The 20,119-nt window shown below is 68.0% G+C and carries 21 protein-coding genes; 8 read left to right on the top strand and 13 right to left on the bottom strand.

Annotation, left to right across the window (positions count from 1 at the left end; all coding sequences use genetic code 11):
• From ybaL to phaC, 7 genes are all read right to left on the bottom strand, one after another.
• Entirely contained in the window at positions 1-1,695 is a 1,695-nt protein-coding gene (gene ybaL, locus WDLP6_RS09565; protein WP_162592133.1) for a YbaL family putative K(+) efflux transporter, read from the bottom strand.
• A gap of 39 nt (positions 1,696-1,734) precedes the next feature.
• Positions 1,735-3,078 (bottom strand): dicarboxylate/amino acid:cation symporter, encoded by a 1,344-nt coding sequence (locus WDLP6_RS09560; protein ID WP_162592132.1) that lies wholly within the window; start codon positions 3,076-3,078, stop codon positions 1,735-1,737.
• Positions 3,079-3,197: 119 nt separating this feature from the next.
• Positions 3,198-3,935 carry an acetoacetyl-CoA reductase gene (phbB, locus tag WDLP6_RS09555; protein WP_162566795.1) on the bottom strand — a complete coding sequence of 246 codons (738 nt, stop codon included), beginning with the start codon at positions 3,933-3,935 and terminating at the stop codon, positions 3,198-3,200.
• A 177-nt stretch (positions 3,936-4,112) separates the two neighbouring features.
• Positions 4,113-5,588: an MFS transporter gene (locus WDLP6_RS09550; RefSeq protein WP_232077010.1), complete on the bottom strand. Its 1,476-nt coding sequence runs from the start codon at positions 5,586-5,588 to the stop codon at positions 4,113-4,115.
• A gap of 46 nt (positions 5,589-5,634) precedes the next feature.
• Positions 5,635-6,318 carry an RraA family protein gene (locus WDLP6_RS09545; protein WP_162592131.1) on the bottom strand — a complete coding sequence of 228 codons (684 nt, stop codon included), beginning with the start codon at positions 6,316-6,318 and terminating at the stop codon, positions 5,635-5,637.
• Positions 6,319-6,324: 6 nt separating this feature from the next.
• Positions 6,325-7,503: an acetyl-CoA C-acetyltransferase gene (locus tag WDLP6_RS09540; protein ID WP_162566793.1), complete on the bottom strand. Its 1,179-nt coding sequence runs from the start codon at positions 7,501-7,503 to the stop codon at positions 6,325-6,327.
• Between the two features lie 37 nt (positions 7,504-7,540).
• Entirely contained in the window at positions 7,541-9,262 is a 1,722-nt protein-coding gene (gene phaC / locus WDLP6_RS09535; protein WP_162592130.1) for a class I poly(R)-hydroxyalkanoic acid synthase, read from the bottom strand.
• Between the two features lie 103 nt (positions 9,263-9,365).
• On the opposite strand from phaC, the gene WDLP6_RS09530 reads away from it, so the two are divergent.
• Positions 9,366-9,665, top strand: coding sequence for a hypothetical protein (locus WDLP6_RS09530; RefSeq protein WP_162592129.1), 300 nt, complete (start codon positions 9,366-9,368; stop codon positions 9,663-9,665).
• Here the strand turns inward: WDLP6_RS09530 and pgeF are convergent.
• Both pgeF and maiA read right to left on the bottom strand, forming a co-directional pair.
• Positions 9,597-10,352, bottom strand: coding sequence for a peptidoglycan editing factor PgeF (gene pgeF, locus WDLP6_RS09525; RefSeq protein WP_162595033.1), 756 nt, complete (start codon positions 10,350-10,352; stop codon positions 9,597-9,599). The genes WDLP6_RS09530 and pgeF overlap by 69 nt on opposite strands.
• 2 nt (positions 10,353-10,354) lie before the next feature.
• Positions 10,355-10,993: a maleylacetoacetate isomerase gene (gene maiA, locus WDLP6_RS09520; protein WP_162570412.1), complete on the bottom strand. Its 639-nt coding sequence runs from the start codon at positions 10,991-10,993 to the stop codon at positions 10,355-10,357.
• Positions 10,994-11,095: 102 nt separating this feature from the next.
• On the opposite strand from maiA, the gene WDLP6_RS09515 reads away from it, so the two are divergent.
• The 5 genes from WDLP6_RS09515 to WDLP6_RS09495 all read left to right on the top strand — a co-directional run bounded on the left by WDLP6_RS09515 (position 11,096) and on the right by WDLP6_RS09495 (position 15,378).
• Positions 11,096-11,797, top strand: a complete 702-nt coding sequence (locus WDLP6_RS09515) for a fumarylacetoacetate hydrolase family protein (RefSeq protein WP_162592128.1) — start codon at positions 11,096-11,098, stop codon at positions 11,795-11,797.
• A gap of 5 nt (positions 11,798-11,802) precedes the next feature.
• Positions 11,803-12,354 (top strand): NUDIX hydrolase, encoded by a 552-nt coding sequence (locus WDLP6_RS09510; protein ID WP_162592127.1) that lies wholly within the window; start codon positions 11,803-11,805, stop codon positions 12,352-12,354.
• Positions 12,351-12,887, top strand: a complete 537-nt coding sequence (locus tag WDLP6_RS09505; protein WP_443083401.1) for a CreA family protein — start codon at positions 12,351-12,353, stop codon at positions 12,885-12,887. Before WDLP6_RS09510 ends, WDLP6_RS09505 begins: the two co-directional genes overlap by 4 nt.
• Before the next feature lie 101 nt (positions 12,888-12,988).
• On the top strand, positions 12,989-14,773 hold the full coding sequence (locus WDLP6_RS09500) for an ABC transporter ATP-binding protein (RefSeq protein ID WP_232077009.1): 1,785 nt from the start codon (positions 12,989-12,991) through the stop codon (positions 14,771-14,773).
• Positions 14,774-14,835: 62 nt separating this feature from the next.
• On the top strand, positions 14,836-15,378 hold the full coding sequence (locus tag WDLP6_RS09495; RefSeq protein ID WP_162592125.1) for a murein hydrolase activator EnvC family protein: 543 nt from the start codon (positions 14,836-14,838) through the stop codon (positions 15,376-15,378).
• Here WDLP6_RS09495 and WDLP6_RS09490 read toward each other — a convergent pair.
• Positions 15,375-15,812, bottom strand: coding sequence for a DUF1810 domain-containing protein (locus WDLP6_RS09490; protein ID WP_162592124.1), 438 nt, complete (start codon positions 15,810-15,812; stop codon positions 15,375-15,377). The genes WDLP6_RS09495 and WDLP6_RS09490 overlap by 4 nt on opposite strands.
• 109 nt (positions 15,813-15,921) lie before the next feature.
• On the opposite strand from WDLP6_RS09490, the gene WDLP6_RS09485 reads away from it, so the two are divergent.
• On the top strand, positions 15,922-16,215 hold the full coding sequence (locus WDLP6_RS09485; RefSeq protein ID WP_162592123.1) for a hypothetical protein: 294 nt from the start codon (positions 15,922-15,924) through the stop codon (positions 16,213-16,215).
• Positions 16,216-16,267: 52 nt separating this feature from the next.
• Here the strand turns inward: WDLP6_RS09485 and WDLP6_RS09480 are convergent, their stop codons facing one another.
• From WDLP6_RS09480 to WDLP6_RS09470, 3 genes are all read right to left on the bottom strand, one after another.
• Positions 16,268-16,492 (bottom strand): hypothetical protein, encoded by a 225-nt coding sequence (locus tag WDLP6_RS09480; protein WP_162592122.1) that lies wholly within the window; start codon positions 16,490-16,492, stop codon positions 16,268-16,270.
• Between the two features lie 69 nt (positions 16,493-16,561).
• Positions 16,562-17,416 carry an undecaprenyl-diphosphate phosphatase gene (locus WDLP6_RS09475; RefSeq protein ID WP_162592121.1) on the bottom strand — a complete coding sequence of 285 codons (855 nt, stop codon included), beginning with the start codon at positions 17,414-17,416 and terminating at the stop codon, positions 16,562-16,564.
• A 118-nt stretch (positions 17,417-17,534) separates the two neighbouring features.
• Positions 17,535-18,452 carry a LysR family transcriptional regulator gene (locus tag WDLP6_RS09470; RefSeq protein WP_162592120.1) on the bottom strand — a complete coding sequence of 306 codons (918 nt, stop codon included), beginning with the start codon at positions 18,450-18,452 and terminating at the stop codon, positions 17,535-17,537.
• 180 nt (positions 18,453-18,632) lie between these two features.
• On the opposite strand from WDLP6_RS09470, the gene WDLP6_RS09465 reads away from it, so the two are divergent.
• Complete coding sequence (locus WDLP6_RS09465) at positions 18,633-20,111, top strand: MmgE/PrpD family protein (RefSeq protein WP_162592119.1); 1,479 nt, start codon at positions 18,633-18,635, stop codon at positions 20,109-20,111.
• Positions 20,112-20,119 lie beyond the last annotated feature (8 nt).

The following is a 20,119-nucleotide window of genomic DNA, read 5'->3' as shown; positions in this document are numbered from 1 at the left end:
TCAGGCAGCCGGCGCGGCGCGATGCACCACGGCCTGCGCCATCGCCTGCGCGAGTTCCTGCTCGCCGAGGAAGACCGTGGCCGACGTCTCCTGCGTGAGCAGGCGCGCCTCGTCCTCGTTGTGACTCCGGATCACGGTCTCGATCGACGGATTGAGCGTGTGCGCGGTGCGGATCATCTGCCGCACGTTGATCGCATCGGCCGTGGCGACCACCAGCACGCGGGCGCGCGCGATGTGCGCCTGGATCAGCACGGCGGCCTCGGCCGCATCGCCCCATACGGCCGCCATGCCCTCGGCGCGCAGCTTCTCCACCAGCTCCCGGTTCTGCTCGGCCACGACGAAGGGAATGTCGTGCGCCGCCAGGGCCGCGGCAATGCGCCGCCCGACACGGCCATAGCCGACCAGCACGACCTGCCGCGACAGATAGCGGGCCTCGGTGCTCACCGGCAATTCGGCCAGCGGGTCGTCGCGCGAGGCCAGGCCGCGCGCAAACGACGAGCGGACGGACAGCCACTTCTGCAGCGGTCCGATCAGGGTGAACAACAGCGGATTGATCGCGATGGAAATCAACGCGCCGGCCAGCAGCAGGCTCTGGCCTTCGGCGGGCAACAAGCCCAGCGCCGCGCCCAGGCCGGCCAGGATGAACGAGAACTCGCCGATCTGCGCCAGGCTCGCGCTCACCGTCAGTGCCGTTCCGAGCGGATAGCGAAACAGCAGCACCAGCGCACAGGCCGCGACCGACTTGCCCGCCACGATCACCCCCACGACCGCCAGCACCTGCAGCGGGCGCTCGATCAGCACCCAGGGATCGAACAGCATGCCGACGGAAACGAAGAACAGCACGGCGAAGGCATCGCGCAGCGGCAGCGATTCCTGCGCGGCCCGATGGCTGAACTCCGACTCGCGCATCACCATGCCGGCGAAGAAGGCGCCGAGCGCGAAGGACACGCCGAACAGCGCGGCCGACGCGAACGCGATGCTCACCGCCGCCGCCACCACGCACAGCGTGAACAGCTCGCGCGAACCGGTGCGCGTGACCTGCCACAGGATCCATGGGAACACGCGCCGGCCGACCACCAGCATCAGCGTCACGAAGCCACCGACCTGCAGCAGCGTGAGGCCGAGCGTCTGCCAGACGGGCGCCGCGCCGGCTGCTGCGCCCTGCCCGCCGAGCACGCCCGCCAGCGGCGGCAGCAACACCAGGACCAGCACCATCGCGAGGTCTTCCACCACCAGCCAGCCGACGGCGATGCGGCCAGTGAACGAATCCAGGAGGCCCAGGCTTTCGAGCGCCCTCAACAGCACCACCGTGCTGGCCACCGACAGGGCCAGCCCGAACACCAGTGCGCCGCCGAGACTCCAGCCCCACCACGCGGCCAGCCCGCCGCCGAGCAGTGTGGCCACGGCCATCTGCACGATCGCGCCCGGCAATGCGATCTTGCGCACCGCCAGCAGATCGTCGAGGGAAAAGTGCAGGCCGACGCCGAACATCAGCAGCATCACGCCGATCTCGGCCAGCTGGGCGGCGATGCTCGCGTCCGCCACGAAGCCCGGCGTGAACGGACCGATGATCACGCCCGCGAGCAGGTAGCCCACCAGCGCCGGCAGCCGAAGCCGCGCAGCCAGGAAACCGAGCACCAGCGCCAAGCCGAGACCGGCCGCGACGGTGTTGATGAGTGAAACGCTGTGCGGCATCGTCCATGCATTCTGCAAGAACGAGGCCGCGGGCCCGCCTCAGGTGGCCATCTTCTCCTCGCGGGCGTTGACGAGTTCCTCAGGCTCCTGGGCCTCGATCCAGCTCTCGTTGTTGAGCCCCGCCTGCAGCCGCGCCTCGTCCAGTTCGTTGGTCCACTTGGCCACCACGATCGTGGCCACCCCGTTGCCGATCAGGTTCGTCAGCGCGCGCGCCTCCGACATGAACCGGTCGATCCCCAGGATCAGCGCCAGCCCCGCCACCGGCACGTGCCCCACCGCCGACAGCGTCGCCGCCAGCACGATGAAGCCGCTGCCCGTCACACCCGCCGCTCCCTTGGACGTCAGCACCAGCACCGCCAGCAGCGTGATCTCCTGCACCAGCGTCATCGGCGTGTTGGTCGCCTGCGCGATGAACACCGCCGCCATCGTCAGGTAGATCGACGTGCCGTCCAGGTTGAACGAATAGCCCGTCGGGATCACCAGCCCCACGCAGGTCTTCCTCGCCCCCAGGTTCTCCATCTTCTCCATCATGCGCGGCAGCACGGATTCGGAGGACGAGGTGCCCAGCACGATCAGCAACTCCTCCTTGATGTACTTGATGAACTTCCAGATGCTGAATCCGTGCAAGCGCGCCACCAGCCCGAGGATCACGAAGATGAACAACAGGCACGTCAGGTAGAAGGTGCCCATCAGCTTGCCCAGCGAGAACAGCGAGCCGATGCCGTACTTGCCGATGGTGAAGGCCATGGCGCCGAAGGCACCGAAGGGGGCCAGCTTCATGATGTAGTTGACGATGGTGAAGAGCACGTGCGAGCCCTTCTCGATGACGTCGAAGACCAGCGTGCCGCGCCCGCCGAAGCGGTGCAGCGCGAAGCCGAACAGGATGGCGATCAGGAGCACCTGCAGGATCTCGCCCTTGGCGAAGGCGTCCACCAGGGTGTTGGGGATGATGTTGATGAGGAAGTCGACGGTGCCCTGCATCTTGCCGGGGCCGGTGTAGGCGGCGATGGACTTGGTGTCGATGCTGGCGGGGTCGACGTTCATGCCGGCGCCGGGCTTCAGAAGGTTGACCAGCAGCAGGCCCACGATCAGGGCGATGGTGCTCATGACCTCGAAGTACAGCAGGGCCAGGCCGCCGGTCTTGCCGACTTTCTTCATGTCCTCCATGCCGGCGATGCCGACCACGACGGTGCAGAAGATGATGGGGGCGATCATCATCTTGATGAGCTTGATGAAGGCATCGCCCAGGGGCTTCATGGATTCGCCCACCGAGGGGTAGAAGTGGCCCAGCAGCACCCCGATGATCACCGCGGCGATCACCTGGGCGTAGAGGGAGCGGTAGAGGGGCGGCTTCTTCGCCGCCAGGATCGGGCTCGGGGTCATGAAAGTCTCCTGGATGTTGTAGAGGAATCAGGGACGCGGATCGAAACGCCTATGCAACGTCGAAATACGAAAAAACCCGCCGAGGCGGGTTTTCGTGGAAGGGGCTGTGCGTGCGCACCTCAATGCATGTGCAGGCCGCCATTGACCGAGAAGTCGGCCCCGGTGGAATAGCCGCCTTCGTCGGTCGCCAGCCAGGCGATGATCGAGGCGATCTCGCTCGGCTCGCCCAGGCGCTTGACGGGGATGGTGCCGACGATCTTGTCGAGCACTTCCTGGCGGATCGCCTTCACCATGTCGGTGCCGATGTAGCCCGGGCTCACGGTGTTGACCGTCACGCCCTTGGCGGCCAGTTCCTGCGCCAGCGCCATCGTGAAGCCATGCATGCCGGCCTTGGCGGCCGAGTAGTTGGTCTGGCCCGCCTGGCCCTTGGCACCGTTGACCGAGCTGATGTTGATGATCCGGCCCCAGCCCTTCTCGACCATGTCGCCCACCACCTGCTTGGTGACGTTGAACATGCTGTTGAGGTTGGTCTCGATCACCGCGCTCCAGTCCTCGGGCGTCATCTTGAGGAACATGCGGTCGCGCGTGATGCCCGCGTTGTTGACCAGCACGTCGATGCTGCCGTGCTCCGCCTTGGCCTTGCTGAAGGCATCGACGGTCGATTGCCAGTCGCCGACATTGCCGACCGACGCGTGGAACTCATAGCCCTCGGCCTTCTGCTCGCCGAGCCATTTGGCATGGTCGCGCGTGGGGCCGCAGCCGGCGATGACGGTGAAACCGTCCTTGTGAAGGCGCTGGCAGATGGCCGTTCCGATGCCCCCCATGCCCCCGGTGACGTATGCAACTTTCTTGCTCATGAGTGTTCCTTGTATGTGCGCCTGGACAGGCAGTTTCACTGTAGCGAAGTTTCTCACCAACCCCGGCTGAGGAAAACACTGAGCCGGGGTTGCAACGGTGTGTCACAAGCTGTCCACACATCGACACGGTACTGCATCGATGTGTCATTTCGCACCGTCGGCCGCGGCGGTCGCTATCTACCTTGGCGCAGCTGCTGCGCGTGGCCGTCGCCGCGCGAACAGCATGGCGACGCCGAGCGCCGACAGCAGCAGATAGCCGATCGCGGCGACGAACGCCGCCTGCGGCCGCTGCCAGTCGGCATAGAAGACGATGCCGATCAACGCGACGCCGAGCGAGTTGCCGACCTGCTGCACGGTCGCGAGCATGCCGGCGGCCACGCCCGCATGCGCCGCCGGCACGGCCGCCAACACGGCCGACACCAGCGGTGCCATGATCATCCCGATGCCCGCGCCCTCGACCCAGAGGATGGGCAGCATCCAGGGTACGATGCCCTCGCCCCCGTGCCGCAGGACCAGCCCGACCAGTGCCGCATGGCCGGCTGCCAGCACCACCGCGCCGCAGGTGATCGCACGCCGGCCGAGCCAGCGATCCAGTCGCGCGCTGGCCATCGAGGTCGCGAAGAAACCGAGCGCCAGCGCCGTGAACACCGCACCCGAGGCCAGCGCCGACAGGCCCATCACTTGCTGCAGATAGATCGCGAGCACGAAGTAGAACGAGGCATTGCCCGCATAGAACACCAGCGTCACGAGCAGGCCCTGCGCATAGCCCGGCAGCCGCAGCAGGCCGGGCGCGATCAGCGGCTGCGCACCATGCGCCTCGCGCCGCCGCTGATGCAGGGCCAGCCCGACAGCCAGCGCAACGGCGGCCAGCAGGCTCGCCACGCTCCACAGCGGCCATCCTTCCTGCCGCCCCTCGACCAGCGGCCACAGCACCGCCGACAGCAGCACGGCCACGATCACCGCGCCAGGCATGTCGAGACGGCTGTGCCCCTCGCTCTTCAGTGCCGGAATCCAGCGCATGCCGAGCGCGAGCCCCGCCAGCCCGATCGGCACATTGATGAGGAAGCAGCTGCGCCAGCCCATCTGCGCCAGATCGGCATGGATCAGCACGCCGCCGATCAGCTGCCCCAGCACCGCGCCGAGCCCGAGCGTGAGGCCGTAGGCGCCGAAGGCGCGCGCACGCGCCGGGCCGGTGAACACCAGGCCGAGCATCGCCAGCACCTGCGGCTGCAGCAGCGCACCGGCCAGGCCCTGCGCCACGCGCCCGGCCACCAGCACCCCCGCACCCGGTGCCAGCCCACAGGCCGCCGACGCCAGCGTGAACAGCAGCAGCCCGGTCATGAACATGCGCCGGCGTCCGAACAGATCGCCGAGGCGCCCGCCGGTGATCAGGCCGGCCGCGTTGGCAAGACCATAGCCCGCGATGACCAGCTGCAGCGCGCTGTCACTGGCATGCAGCTCGCGCTGGATCGAGGGCAGCGCGACGTTCACGATGAAGAAGTCCAGCACCACCATGAAGGTGCCGCTGAGCACGAGGATCAGCGTCGGCCAGCCGGCATCGTGGGCATCGACAGGATGGGCAAGCGCGGCGTCGGACGTCATGCCGCCAATGTCGGCGCGCGAGTGGACACCGGCAATGACCTGCGAGGTCATGGGCAGGCGCGGAACGCACCGCCGGCCCGGTCGGCGGCACGGCGTGCTACATCACGCCGAAGGTCGCCAGCGCCTCGCAGGCGCTCATGCCGCCGCGGATCGCATCGGCCACCTTGTTCTCGGTGCGCACCTTGTCCAGCGCTTTGGCCACTGCTTCGGCTTCGGCCGCGCGCGGCACGACCAGCACGCCCTCGCGGTCGCCGATCAGCAGGTCGCCGGGCGCGATGCGCACGCCCTCGATCTCGATGGTGCAGCGGTAGTCGATCACCTGCCCGCGCACACCCTGGTCCTGCGCGTAGGTGCCGCGGCAGAACACGGTGAAGCCGAGCCGCTCGATCTCGTTCGCATCGCGCACATAGCCGTCGAGGATCGCGCCCGCCGCCTTCAGGTGTTGAGCGCGCGTCGACATCAGCCCACCCCACAGCGCATAGCGCAGCGAGGCGCCGGTGGCGATGTAGATCTCGCCCTCCTTCAGGTCGTCGAGCGCCTCCAGCATCAGCCCGAAGGGCTTGCCCGACAGCGGCCCGGCCGAGCGCGCGCCGTCGTTGACCACGTCGGCCTCCAGCACCGGCATTGCGCGGCCGACGATGCGCATCGATTTCTCGAGCGGCGCAATGCCCGCCGGCAGGAACTGATGCTGGTGGCCCATCGTGTCGAGCACGTCGCCCAACGCGGCGACGAACAGCTCGTCAGAGATCTGCCGGAAAAGCGCTGCGTCGTTGCCGCTCATGCGGACTTAGCGTTCGATGGTGAGGGCCACGCCCATGCCGCCACCGATGCACAAGGACGCAATGCCCTTCTTGGCATTCTGGCGCTGCATCTCGTGCAGCAGCGTCACCAGGATGCGGCAGCCGGACGCGCCGATCGGATGGCCGATGGCGATGGCGCCGCCGTTCACGTTGACCTTGTTCACGTCCCAGCCCATCTCCTTGTGCACGGCACAGGCCTGGGCCGCGAAGGCCTCGTTGATCTCGAGCACGTCCAGATCCTGCGGCTTCCAGCCGGCACGCTGCAGCGCCTTCTGCGAGGCCGGCACCGGCCCCATGCCCATGAAGGCCGGATCGAGCCCGGTGCTCGCATAGCTGGCGATGCGGCCGAGCGGCTTGAGGCCCAGCGCCGCGGCCTTCTTGGCCGTCATCACCATCACCGCCGCGGCGCCGTCGTTCAGGCCCGAGGCATTGCCCGCGGTCACGCCGCCGGCCTTGTCGAAAGCGGGGCGCAGGCCGGCCAGGCCTTCGGCGCTGGTCTTGCGGTTGATGAACTCGTCCTTGTCGAAGACGACCGGATCGCCCTTCTTCTGCGGGATGTGGACGGCGACGATCTCGTCCTTGAACTTGCCGGCGTCCTGCGCGGCCGCGGCCTTGGTCTGGCTGCCGAGCGCGAGTTCGTCCTGCGCGGCGCGGCTGATGTCGTACTTCTTGGCCACGTTCTCGGCCGTGATGCCCATGTGGTACTGGTTGTAGACGTCCCACAGGCCGTCGACGATCATGGTGTCGATCAGCTTCCAGTCGCCCATGCGCTGGCCGTTGCGCGAGTTGGGCAGCGCGTGCGGCGCCATGCTCATGCTTTCCTGTCCGCCGGCGATGACGATCTCGCTGTCGCCGGTGGCCACCGCCTGCGCGGCCAGCATGACCGCCTTCAGGCCGGAGCCGCAGACGGCGTTGATGGTGAGCGCCGGCGTTTCCTTGGCGATGCCGCTCTTGAGCAGCGCCTGGCGCGCCGGGTTCTGGCCGCTGCCCGCGGTCAGCACCTGGCCCATGATCACTTCGCCGATCTGGTCATTGCCGACCTTGGCGCGCGCCAGCACTTCCTTGATCACGATGGCGCCGAGTTCGGTGGCCGGGATGTTGGCCAGCGATCCGCCGAACTTGCCCACGCCGGTGCGTAGGGCCGAAACGATGACGATGTCTTCCATGGTGTGCTCCGATGCTTGCGTTGGGATGGGGTGAGGGTCAGGCTTTTGCCTTGACGTAGCGGCCTGGCGCGGGCTCGGTCGCCTTGTAGGCGCTGCCTTTGCCGTAGGCCTTCGGGGCAGGGATCTGCTTGCCCGCATGGGTCTTGAGCCAGTTCGACCAGTCGGTCCACCAGCTGCCGGGATGCTCGGTCGCGCCGGCCAGCCATTCGGCCTGCGTCTTCGGCAGCTTGCCGTCCTCGCGGATCCAGTGGCTGCGCTTTTTCTTGGCCGGCGGATTGATCACGCCGGCGATGTGGCCCGAGGCGCCCATCACGAAGCGCTTCTTGCCCGCGAGCAGTTGCGTCGAGGCGTAGGCGCCGCCGATGGGCACGATGTGGTCCTCGCGCGAACCGTAGATATAGACCGGCGCGTCGATGCTGCGCAGGTCGACCTTCTCGCCGGCCACGGTCAGCGCGCCGGGCTCGGCGAGCTTGTTCTCGTGGTAGGTGTTGCGCAGGTACCAGCAGTACATCGGGCCCGGCAGGTTGGTGGCGTCGCTGTTCCAGTAGAGCAGGTCGAAGGGTGGCGGCGACTCGCCCTTCAGGTAGTTGCCGACCACGTAGTTCCACACCAGGTCGTTGGGTCGCAGGAAGCTGAAGGTCGATGCGAGCTCGTTGCCCTGCAGCATCCCGCCCTTGGCCATCTGCATCTCGCGCAACTGCACGAAGCTCTCGTCGATGAAGATGTCCAGCACGCCGGTGTCGGTGAAATCGAGCAGGGTCGTCAGCAGCGTCACCGAAGCGGCCGGCTGCTCGCCGCGCGCCGCCAGCACGGCCAGCGCGGTGGAGAGGATGGTGCCGCCGACGCAGAAGCCGAGCGTGTCGATCTTGCCGCCCTTCTTGTCCTGGCCGCTGATCTCCTGCACGACGTGGATGGCCCGGATCGCGGCATCCTCGATGTATTGGTCCCAGGTGTACTGGGCCATCGACGCATCGGGGTTGCGCCAGCTCACGACGAAGGTGCGATGGCCTTGCTCCACCGCATAGCGGATCAGCGAGTTCTCGGGCTGCAGGTCGAGGATGTAGAACTTGTTGATGCAAGGCGGCACCAGCAGCAGCGGCCGCTCATGGACCTTGGCGGTGAGGGGCTTGTATTCGAGCAGCTGGAACAGATCGTTCTCGAACACCACCGCGCCTTCGGTGGTGCCGACGTTGCGGCCCACTTCGAAGGCACTCTCGTCGGTCATGCTCACGTGGCCCTGCTTCACGTCGTGCAGCAGATTCTGGATGCCGCGGGCGATGCTCTCGCCCTGCGTGTCGAGCGCCTTCTTCTGCGCCTCGGCGTTGAAGGCGAGGTAGTTGCTCGGCGCCGAGGCCGCCATCCATTGCTCGACCGCGAAGCGCAGGCGCGAGCGCGTCTTCTCGTCGGTCTCGACGGCATCGGCCATGCCCATCAGCGTGCGCGCGTTGAGCAGGTAGATGGCGGCCGAGAAGGCCGACACCGGATTGCTGCGCCAGGCCTCGCCCGCGAACCGCTTGTCGGCGCCGGCCTTGGCGGCGAAGCCCTGCTGCCAGAGCTGCGTGGCCTCGTCGACATACTGCTGCTGAAGCGCCTGCAGCTTCTCGCTGCCCATGGCGAAGCGCGGAACGTCCCATGCCGCGGCGCCCGCACCGGCGCCCGTGCCCAGCGACTGGAAGGACTCGAGCGCCTTGCCCCATCCCTGGGCCAGCGCCTGCTGGAAAGGCGCGAAGCTGTCTGCCGCCGTGGCTTGTTGTTTCATGGAGTCTCCTGCTTGCTCACCGGGTACGGACGGGATTTGAGTATGCTGCATTCACAAGGGCGAAACCAGCGCGGCGCCCCATACCTTCCTGAAATCATCATCCATGCACCTCGTCGTCATCGGTTGGCTTTATGTGGCGCTGATGATGGCCGTCGCGGAAGCCACCAACACCAACGGCACCGTGCTCGGAGCCATCTTCACCTTTCTACTTTACGGACTGGCGCCGGTGGCACTGGTGGTTTACCTGATGGCGACGCCGGCGCGCCGCAAGGCGCAAAGGGCACGCGAAGCGGCCGAGCGCGAGGCCGCGATCCGCGCCGCCGAGAACACCCCGTCAATCGCGCCAGATGCAGGCGGCGAGCCGGCCGCTGACGCGGTCGCGCCGGTGCGAGAAGAAAAGTAACGGATTGTGCGAAGTGCACCAGACCTCGCTGCTGTCGTTGCCGTGGATCTGCATGACGCCGGCATGGCGCAGGCGGCGGCGCGCGAGGCCGGCGAGGTCGGCCATCCATTTGCCGGTCGCGCCTGCGGGTGCGAAGCAAGGCGCCGCATCGGGCATGACGGCCTCGAATGCGGCCTTGACCTCGGCCCCGACCTCGAAGGCATCGGGGCCGATGCACGGGCCGAGCCACGCCATGAGGCCCTGTGCCTCGCCCGCCGATCGAAAGACATCGACGCTGCGCTCCAGCACGCCGGCCGCCAACCCGCGCCAGCCGGCATGCGCCGCCGCCACGCGCCGGCCCGACGCGTCGGTGAACAGCACCGGCAGGCAATCGGCCACCATGATGGTGCAGGCGACGCGGCCTTCGGTGGTGGTGCAGGCATCGGCGCGGCTGCCGCTGGAAGTGGCCGCATCGAGCGCCAGCACCTGCGTACCGTGCACCTGCTCGAGAAAGACCGGCTGCGCACCGATCGCCTCGCGCAGGCGGGCGCGATTGGCGGCCACATCGGCCGGCACGTCGCCGACGTGGTCGCCGAGGTTGAGGCTCTCATAGGGACCGCCCGACACGCCGCCTTGTCGCGTGGTGCACAGCGCATGCACGCCCGGTGGCGCCGGCCAGTCGGGCCGCAGCCAGCCTGCGGGCGTCATCGTCATGCTTCGGCGTCGGGACAGCGCGAGGGCTGCGCGCGCTGGAAGGCGTCGAGCTGCATGCAGGCATCGAACACGGCCATCGTGCGCGGCAGCCCGCTGAAGTCGCAATCGAAGCGCTGGCCGTTGAAGATCTGCGGCACCAGGCAGCAATCGGCCATGGTGGGCGTGTTGCCGTAGCAGTAGACGCCGTCCGGCAGGAGCGCCAGCTGGCGCTCGAAGGCCAGCATGCCCTCGCGCACCCAGTGGCGGTACCAGGCGTTCTTGGCCTCGTCGTCGAGCTTGAGCTCGCGCACCAGGTACTTGAGCACGCGCAGGTTGTTCAGCGGATGGATCTCGCAGGCAATCGACTCGGACAGGGCCCGCACGCGCGCCCGGCCCAGCGGGTCGCGCGGCATCAGCGCCGGCTCGGGGTGCGTTTCGTCGAGGTATTCGATGATCGCCATCGACTGCGTCAACCGCTCGCCGTCGTCTTCGAGCAGGGGCACCAGCCGGTCCGGCGAGACCGCGGAAAACGGACCCGTCTTGTGGTCGCCGCGCGCGATGTGGACCGGAATGTAGTCGTAGTCGAGGCCCTTCAGATTGAGCGCGATGCGCACGCGGAACGAGGCCGAGGACCGGAAGTAGTTGTGGAGCTTCATCATTCGCCAAGCATAGCCGCCGGGCCCGTGGGAAGCCAATCCCCGGGCAACGGTCCGGGCCCTCTGGCACACTGCCGTTTTCGCTGAAAAGGACGTTTCCCCATGGCTACCGAGCATGTCTTCACTGCGCCTCCCGTCGTCTCGATCCCCGTGGTCGGCCAGGCCGCCCGTTTTCCCGTGCACCGCATCTACTGCGTGGGCCGCAATTACGAGGAACACGCGAAGGAAATGGGCTTCACCGGCCGCGAACCGCCCTTCTTCTTCATGAAGCCGGCCGATGCGGTGGTGGTGGTCGATGCCGGCGCCACCGGCATCATGGCCTATCCGACGCTGACCAAGAACCTGCACCACGAAATCGAACTCGTGGCTGCGATCGGCACCGGCGGCAAGAACATCTTGGCGGCCGATGCGCACAAGCACATCTTCGGCTACGCGGTCGGGCTCGACATGACGCGCCGCGACCTGCAGAACGACATGAAGAAGCAGGGCCGCCCGTGGGACATCGGCAAGAGCTTCGAGCAGAGCGCACCCATCGGCCCGATCGTGCCGGCCGCGAAGGCGGGCGATATCGAGAAGGCGGAAATCTCGGTGCAGGTCGGCGGCGCCGACCGCCAGCGCAGCAACGTGAGCAAGCTGATCTGGAGCATCGGCGAAACCATCGAGCACCTGTCGGCCGCGTGGGAATTGCAGCCCGGCGACCTGATCTTCACCGGCACGCCCGAAGGCGTGGCGGCCGTGGTGTCGGGCGATACGATGGTGGGCGAAATCACCGGCCTGCCCACGCTGACCGTCAAGGTCGCCTGATCTACATGCTCCTGCGCGTCCCCATCAAACACTGCAAGAACTGCGGCACCGCGGTGGCCTACCGCGTCCCTGACGACGGCGACACCAAGGAACGTGCGGTCTGCCCGGCCTGCGGCACCATCCACTACGAGAACCCGCTGAACGTGGTGGGCACCATCCCCGTGCTGGGCGAGCGCGTGCTGCTGTGCAAGCGCAACATCGAGCCGCGCTGGGGCAAGTGGACGCTGCCGGCCGGCTTCATGGAGCTCAACGAGAGCACGGCCGAGGGCGCCGCGCGCGAGACCGACGAGGAGGCCGGCGCCGAGTACGAGATGGAAGGCCTGTTCGCCGTGATGAGCGTAGTGCGCGTGGGCCAGGTGCACCTGTTCTACCGCGCCAAGCTCTTGAGCGACAAGTTCGATCCGGGCCACGAGACGATCGAAGCCCGGCTCTTCACCGAGGAAGAAATCCCCTGGGAAGAGATCGCCTTTCGCACCGTGCGCACGGCGCTCGAGCGCTACTTCGAGGACCGCCGCCGCGGCAGCTTCGACCGCGTTCACACGGTGGACATCGCATGAGACGCCCGGCCGCTCCGAAGGCGAATACCGAAGCGCTGTTGCGCGAAGGTACTCCAGTGAGACGCCTGCACGCGGCGATCTGCGGCGCGGCGCTGGCCGGCTTGGCCGCATGCGCGCAGGCCGAGACCATCGGCGACGTCGACACCGCATTCAAGCTGATCGGCCCCGACCACAAGATCGTGGTCGAGGCCTACGACGATCCCAAGGTGCAGGGCGTGACCTGCTACGTCTCGCGCGCCAAGACCGGCGGCGTCTCCGGCGCGCTCGGTCTGGCCGAGGACAAGGCCGAGGCCTCCATCGCCTGCCGCCAGGTCGGCCCGGTCAGCGTGACACAGCCGCTGCCCCGGCGCGAAGAGGTCTACAGCGAGCGGCTGTCGGTGCTCTTCAAGCGGCTGCGCGTGGTGCGCATGGTCGATGCAAAGCGCAACACGCTGGTCTACCTCACCTATTCCGACCTGCTGATCGATGGCTCGCCGAAGAACAGCATCACCGCGGTGCCGATCGATCGCGCGACGCCGATCCCGCAGAAATAGCGGGGCCTCTGCACGATGAGCGCAGCGCCGGGCCGCCCCAAGCAAGCTCGCGCCCCCTCGGGGGGCAGCGAAGCACACGAAGTGGCGAGCGTGGGGGCCCTGTGAGCGCGGTCGCTCCCGGCAATGCGATGCGCGAGCTCTTTGCCGCGCTCTGGCATTACGCGCGCGGCGCGCGGCCGCAGCTGGTCGGCGCGACGGTCCTGCTCACGGCCTCGCAATTGCTGCGTCTCACGATGCCCTGGCTGGCAGCGCAGGCCATCAATGCGCTGCAGACCGGCGACATCGCGCGCTCGGGCCGGTGGATCGCGGCGCTGGCGGGCATCTACCTCGTCTCGTGGGTCATCCACGGGCCGGGGCGCATCCTCGAGCGCAATGTCGGACTGCGCGTGCGCGAGGCGCTGGCCGACACGCTGTACGCGCGCATCGCCGCGGCGCCGCTCGCGTGGCACGACGGCCACCACTCGGGCGAACTGCAGCACCGGGTGCACCAGGCGAGCCGCGCGCTGTCGGACTTCGCGCAGAACCAGTTCATCTACCTCACCAACATCGTCAACTTCATCGGGCCGCTGGTCGCGTTGACGCTGCTCTCGCACGCCAGCGGCGCGATGGCCATCGGCGGCTATGTGGTGATCGCGGTCATCATCGTGCGCTTCGACCGCGCGCTGATGCGCCTGGCACGCACCGAGAACGATGCCGACCGGCGCTACGTCGCGGCGCTGCTCGACTTTCTGGGCAACGCGTCGACGGTGATCGGCCTGCGGCTTTCGGCCGCGTCGCGCGGCCTGCTGCACCGTCGCATGCAGGCGATCTCGGCGCCGCTCAAGCGCACCGTGGTGCTGAACGAAGGCAAGTGGTTCGCGGTCGACCTGATGGGGCTGGCGCTGACCTGGGGGTTGGTCGTGGTCTACGTCTGGCAGGAGCGCACACCGGGCCAGGCGGTGATGCTGGGCGCGGTGTTCATGATCTACCAGTACGCGCAGCAGGCCGCGAGCGTGGTGACCTCGATGGCAGCCAACTTCCAGTTCTTCGCGCGGATGCATACCGACTACAGCAGCGCCGAGCCGATCTGGCAGGCGCCATCGCGCGCGGACGATCTGACGCAGGAGCGCATCGACCGCGATGCGCGCTGGCACACGATCGATGTGCACGGGCTGGTCTGGAACTACGCGCCGCGCGGCACGCCGGCTGCCGCCGAGACAACGCGCAGCGGCCTGCATGCGGTGTCGCTGGCGCTGCGGCGCGGCGACCGCATCGCGCTGGTCGGGCCGAGCGGCGGTGGCAAGAGCACGCTGCTGCGCGTGCTGGCCGGGCTCTACGCGCCGCAGGACGGATCGCTGTCGCTCGACGGACAAGCCGATGCGTGGCCGCGCCTGCGCACGATCGCGACGCTGATCCCGCAGGAGACCGAAGTGTTCGAAGCCAGCGTGCGCGAGAACCTGGGCTTCGGCCAGCCCTGCGACGACGATGCCCTGCGTGCGGCGCTGCACGTCAGCACCTTCGACGAGGTGCTGAAGGCGACGCACGGCGATCTCGACACGATGCTGTCCGAACGCGGCTTCAACCTGTCGGGCGGTCAGCGGCAGCGCCTGTGCCTGGCGCGCGGCGTGCTGGCCGCGCAAGGCAGTTCGCTGCTGCTGCTCGACGAGCCCACCAGCGCGCTCGATGCCGCCACCGAGGGGCGCGTGCTGGCGCGCATCGCGGCGGCCTTCCCCGAGGCCTGCGTGATCGCGTCGATCCACCGCCTGAGCCTGCTCGAACGTTTCGATACCGTGGTGCTGATGGAGGCGGGCAAGATCGTGGATGCCGGCCCACGCGATGAGGTGATGGCGCGCCAGCCGCTGCTGCAGAAGCTGGCGGCGACCGCCGTGGCGACCGCGCCATGTTAAAAAGCGCACCAAGGTCGCGATGGCGACGGAACCCTTTGCACCGATTCGGTTCAATCAATCCCATGCATGTTCAGACCCACCTCCTCCGCATCGGCGTCGCTGCCGTCGCCGCCGCTGCGTTGATGGCCTGCACGACGCCGCCATCGCGTCTGCCTCCGCCACCCGCCAACGGCGGCTTCGCGCCCCTGCCGCCGATCTCCCAGCCTGCACCCAGCGCGCCGGCGCCAAAGCCGCAGGCCATCTTCATCCGCCCGGCAAGCGGCCGCACGATCGCGGGTTTCGACGCCGAGCACAACAAGGGCATCGACATCGCCGGCAACATGGGCGACCCGGTGGTCGCGGCGGCCGACGGCCGCGTGGTCTATGTCGGCGGCGAGTTGCGCGGCTACGGCAACATGGTGATCGTCAAGCACAACGAGACCTTCCTCACCGCCTACGCGCATGCGCAGCGCATCCTGGTGAAGGAGAAGGACGTGGTGCGCCAGGGCCAGGTCATCGCCGAGATGGGCAACAGCGACGCCGACCGCGTGAAGCTGCATTTCGAGATCCGCAAGCAAGGCGTGGCGGTGGACCCGGAGCCCTACCTGACGGGGCAACTGCGCTAGCTGGCGGGGCCGCTCCCGAGCCGGGACAGGGTAGCGGCGTCGGGCTGGCCGCCGAAATATTTTTCGAGGCAGGCGCGAAAGACCTGCGCCGCGGGATCGGCCTCGGCGAACAGGGTCATCGACGAACGGAACTTCAGATCGTCGGGCGCGCCGAAGATCTCGCTGGCGCTGCGCCCCTGCACCGCCAGCACGCTTGCGCTGCACGCGTGCAGCCGCGGGCCGAGCAGCGGATGCGCCAGGTAGGCGCGCGCCTCGGCCAGCGACACGATGGCGTAGTGCTGCGCGGTCTCGCTTCGGCCCAGGCCCGCGATCTGCGGGAACACGAACCACATCCAGTGGCTGCGCTTGCGGCCGGCCCGCAATTCGTCGAGGGCGCGCTCGATCACGGCGTGCTGTGCGTCGACGAAGCGCTGCAGATCGAACGGACCGTCCATGCGCGAGTAACCCTCCTGTAGGCGATGTCTGTCATTGTCTTGCGCGCTGTGCTGCGCCGGGTAGGAGCAGCATGGGCGTGAAATTCTCGCGCACAAAAAGGAGACCTCCATGACATGCGAAGCGATTCACTGCTTCGACACCGCGACGGTCCGGTTCGCCATCTATCCGGATGGCTTCGACGGCCCGCGAATCATTGCCGAGATCAGCGAGGACGCGCTGCGCGACCTGTTCGGCGCGCGCGGCGGCGGCAACAGCCTGGTCGATGCCTGCAAGCTGCATTTCAGCCTGATCGAGGCGCGCGCGGTGGAACGCTACCGCACCGCCCCCTCGCGGCCCGTCGTGCTGGCCATCACGGACTTCGGCGTGCCGAGCGTGCAGGCGGTGGAAGCGCTCTGCGCATGACCACCGGATCAGGCTGATCGGCGGAGAACCTGGAAGACGCAGTGCCGGCCGCTCAGCGAGGCGTCGCTGGCTGGGCGCTTGCAGCGCTGACGCCCAAGGCCGGCGAGGCCGGGACGGCCGACTTGGCGACGCCTGGCGCTCGCGCATCCCCGCGCAGGGAGCGCTCGAACGCGACGTTCAATCCAATGGCGGCAGCGAAGATCGCCGCCACCATCACGGCGGCAAACAGCACCAAGCCCGGCACGGGCAGTTTCCAGCGCGCGTGTTGCATGTCCATCGAGTCCTTTGCCTCGGTGGGACTGGCAATCCGCCGGCGTGGTTCCCGACGCCTTTCGAGGCCTGCGTTCTAGAGCACACGCCCCTGCGCATAGAGCACCACGGCGGACATCGCCAGGCAGTAGATGCCGAAGTAGTGCCAGCGCCCGTTCTCCAGCCAGCGTGACAGCCAGCGCAGCGCGATCATGCCCGCGACGAAGCTGATCGCCATGCCCAGCAGGCTCGGCAGGGCCAGGTGAAGCCACTGACCGGCGCCCAGGCCGCCCGAGGACTTGAACAGGCGATAGGCCTCGCGCGCGATGACGGCGGGCGTGAGCACGACCGCCAGCGCGAAGCTGAACTCTTCCGCGCGCAGCCGGGACACGCCGGTCAGCAATCCGGTCGAGATGGTGGCGCCCGAGCGGGAGAAGCCGCGAAACGGCAGGCACAGTCCCTGCACCACGCCGATCGACAGCGCGGACGCAGGCTTGAGCTTCTCCGACGCCGAATGGGTGCGCATCCGCAGGCCGGAGACAAGAATCAGCACGCCCGCCGCCGCCAAGCCGCCGGCGATCACGTACACGTTGCCGAACAGGTGCTCGATCTCGAAGGTGTCGCGGTTGGCGCCCAGCGCGTACGGAATGAGCTTGAGCAGGGCGAGGCCGACCAGCCCGGTGGCCGCGGTCGCGATGACGATGAGCCCCGCATTGCGCCGGAACGCCTGGCCCGATGAGAAGTACGTCGCCTTCCATTCGGTCCAGAAGTAGGCGATGACCGCGAACATCGTTCCCGTGTGGAGCATCACCAGCAGCAAGGTCATGTCCGGCGCCGTCGGGTCCAGGTGCATCAGCTTCTCGGCCAGGATGACGTGGGCCGAGCTCGAGACCGGCAGCAGCTCGGCAATGCCCTGGACGAGGGCGAGAACGGTGATTTGAAGAAGGGTCATGGAATGCGGCCGGCCATTTCGCCGGCCGTGGGTTGGCATGAGGTCCGCAAGATCGGACCCGGGCTGCGCGTGTGATGGGAGCGGGGACGATAGCAGCGAAAGCCAGCAGAGCCTGACTTCAGGAGGACCCCTGCGAGGGCGTGAGCGCCATCCCGGGCCAGACCTGCATCACGGCCGCAAGAAAGGCGCGGACCAGCGGGTCATTGAGACGGCTGCTCACATGGGCGACGAACAGAGGAAATTCAGCGCGCGCAATGGGCGAGGTGGCAAGGACGCCCTGCGCCAGCCCGTGCTGGACATGCTCCTCGCGCATCAGCATCAGGCCCACGCCGGCCTCCAGCATGGCGCGGCCGAGCGCTGCGTTGTCGAAGCGCGCGACGGTGTTGAGTTCGAGGCCGCGCTCCTCGAAGAGCTGTTTCAGCATCGTCGAATAGGCCACGCTGCTGTCGGTGGGACAGATCCACGGAAGGGCTGCCAGCTCGGCCCAGCTCGCGCCTTCGATCTTCTCCTTCCACGCCGCAGGGCCGGCGACCCGGAAAGGGATGGTCGTGAGCCGGTAGTACGTGAACGCGGCGTTGGTGGCCCGGCCCAGCAACAGGATCATGTCGAGTTCGCCGGTCTTCAGCCCCTCCTGCGCGCCGGTCGACGGCCGCGCGCGCAGGTCGACGGTGATGAGCGGATGCGCGTGGCGCAACGCGGCGATCACGTCCCCGATCCGGCTCGAGGTCGGATCGCTGGTCGATCCGAGAACCAGATGGCCTTCGAGCTTGCCGTGGATCTCGCGTGCGAAGGACGTGAACAGCGTCGCCTCGTTGAGCAATGCCTTCGCCTTGATCAGCAGGAGTTGCCCGGCGCGCGTGAGTTCCAGGCTTCGATTGGTGCGGATGAACAGTTGCGTGTCCAGGCTTTCCTCGACCGCTCGCACGTGGGCACTGGCGGCCGACTGGCTGACGTGCAATCGCTCGGCCGCGCGCGTGAGGTGCTGCTCCTCGGCCACAGCAACGAAGGTGCGCAGCTGCACCAGATCAATCAGCATCTTGCCTCCAGTCGGGCCACGGTTGTCTCCGGGGCGCCAATGCTACCCCGCGACGAATCGTTCGCGAATCGAGCACGCGGAGTCCCGAAAAAAGCCATGGACCCGAGGGGGTGCCGCTTCCTAAACTGCCTGCGCACCCAGACATCCAGCGCTCGGCTGGTTCGAATACCGGAGACCCCCATGGCAGCTTTTCATGACCCGCTCGACGCGGGCATGCACCCCGCGCATTCCGCTGACGGCGGTCGAAGCGCGGCGACGGCGGGCGAAGACTTTGCGGTCGTCCTGGCCCGCTTCGCCTGCCATCTCTCGCTGGACAAGCTGCCCGCGCCGGCGATTGCCGCGGCCCGGATGAACGTGCTCGACACGCTGGCCTGCGCGGCCGCGGGCTCGAGCGCCGCGGCCGTGGCCGAGACGCGCGAACTCGCCGTCGAATGGGGCGGCGCGCCGCAAGCCTCCCTCCTGATCTTCGGCGACAAAGTGCCGGCGCACCATGCCGCCTGGGTCAACGGCACGATGGCGCATGCGCGCGACTATGACGACACGCACGATGCCGCGGTTCTTCATGCGGGCGTTTCGGTGGTGCCGGCCGCGCTGGCTGCGGCCGAGCTGCGCGGCGGCGTCGGCGGCGCGGACTTGCTCGCTGCCGTCGCCGCCGGCCTCGAGACGATCTGCCGCCTGGGCGTGGCGACCCGCATCGGCATCGTCGAGAGCGGGTACATGTACACCTCGCTGTTCGGCCATTTCGCGGCGACCGTGGCCGCCGGGCGCGTGCTCGGGCTCGATCAGGCGCAGATGGTGAACGCGATCGGCATCGCCTATTCGCAGGTCGCCGGCAATCACCAGGTCACGCGCGACGGCGCCCTCACCAAGCGCATGCAGCCGGGCTTCGCCGCGAAATCCGCGCTGATGTCTGTCCAGCTCGCGCAGCGCAAGGTGCGCGGTGCCCAGGCCACCTTCGAAGGCGAGGACGGATTTTTGCGCGTCTACCTGCATGACCGCTGCGATCGCGATGCCCTGCGCGAAGGGCTGGGCGAGCGCTATGAATTCACGCAGCTGAGCTACAAGCCCTATCCCTGCTGCCGCCTCAATCACAGCGCGATCGATGCCGCGCTCGCGCTGCGCGAGGCGCATGCGATTCGCGCCGGACAGGTGCGGCGCATTCGCGTCGGCATCAACCGCCAGGCGCACGAGGCCGTGTGCACGCCCATCGAGGTCCGCAAGACCCCGCGCTCCGTGGTCCATGCGCAGTTCAGCCTTCCGTACACGGTGGCCGCGGCGATCGTCGACGGCGGTGTGCGGCTGGGTCATTTCGAGCAGGCCTCGCTGGGCCGGGAAGACATCCTGGCCCTGGCGCAGCGGATCGATCCGTATGTCGACAAGGACATCGAGCGCGAATGGGGACGCAACGTGACCCCCGCACTGATGCACGTCGAGATGAACGACGGCACGACGCACAGCCTGCGCGTGGATCAACCGCTCGGTCATCCCGAGCGCCCCATGACGGCCGCAGCGATGGACGCGAAGGCCATCGACTGCTTCCGCGCTGCGGCGCGACCGCTGCATGCCGACGCCGCGGCACGCCTTCGCCGGCTCGTCGAAAGCATCGAGACCTGCGCGGACGTGAGCGCACTCGCCCGCGCACTTCAACCCGAATCGTGAACCCCGGA

This window comes from Variovorax sp. PBL-E5, from assembly GCF_901827185.1.
Taxonomy (GTDB): domain Bacteria; phylum Pseudomonadota; class Gammaproteobacteria; order Burkholderiales; family Burkholderiaceae_C; genus Variovorax.
This window is presented reverse-complemented; position numbering and strand designations above follow the sequence as displayed.